The 729-nt window shown below is 32.6% G+C and carries 1 protein-coding gene; it reads left to right on the top strand.

The annotated features are described in order from the left end of the window. Positions 1–77: 77 nt before the first annotated feature. A complete protein-coding gene (locus tag Z054_RS0127455; protein ID WP_024773148.1) occupies positions 78–635 on the top strand; it encodes a hypothetical protein in 558 nt (185 codons plus the stop codon). Positions 636–729 lie beyond the last annotated feature (94 nt).

Genomic DNA, 729 nt, shown 5'->3' with positions numbered 1-729 from the left:
TGCCACTAGCGAGACGCTAGCGGGAGCGGGGTTCTGCACAAAGAACTTGGTATCCACCATATAATAGATTATAATTGATGAAGGAAATAAATTTTCATAACTCTGATTTAGTTTCTATTTCCAAATTTCATTTGGACGTCTGGAGTGATAAAATCGCTTTTAAAAAATTAGTTAGTCTATTTGCTGAAGAGACTAAACATCTATTTGGCTCTGGTCAAAGGCCATATGAAGAAAACTTAATAAATATAGCTTCGTTTCAAAAACAATCCCATTTAATTTACCATGAAAATAAATTTCATGATTTAATATTTTCAATTACAAAATCATCTAATTTTTTTTCAACTGAGGCAGAGTTAGTGGTTGAGCTATGGAGTAAATATGAGCATTCTTTAGTTTTGTTTACGGATGAGTCTGAATTATTAACCATTATAAATAAAAATGATATTCTTTATAAGAAGAAAAAGAAGCTAGAAGAAATCTATTTACGATTAAGTTGGAAAGAGTTAACATCAAATGTTAAATCATTTGTTTTTTTTAAAGGCACTGAAGATGATGTAATTTGGATTGGAAAAAATAGCTTATTAGAATTCCCAGATTTTAATGAGTTTAAAAAATCTGCTCCCCAGCTGCGCTGAGTTTCCCTGCTGCGGTAATGTCCCCGCTCCCACTAGCGTCTCGCTAGTGCGTCAAAGATTGGCGGGTAAGAATACAAAAATTAGAAAAACCAGT

Source organism: Aquimarina macrocephali JAMB N27, assembly GCF_000520995.1.
GTDB classification, from domain to species: Bacteria; Bacteroidota; Bacteroidia; order Flavobacteriales; family Flavobacteriaceae; genus Aquimarina; species Aquimarina macrocephali.
This window is presented reverse-complemented; position numbering and strand designations above follow the sequence as displayed.

Coding starts and splice junctions, on each gene's coding strand:
- Z054_RS0127455 (WP_024773148.1), top strand. CDS start 78: ATGAAGGAAATAAATTTTCATAACTCTGATTTAGTTTCTATTTCCAAA.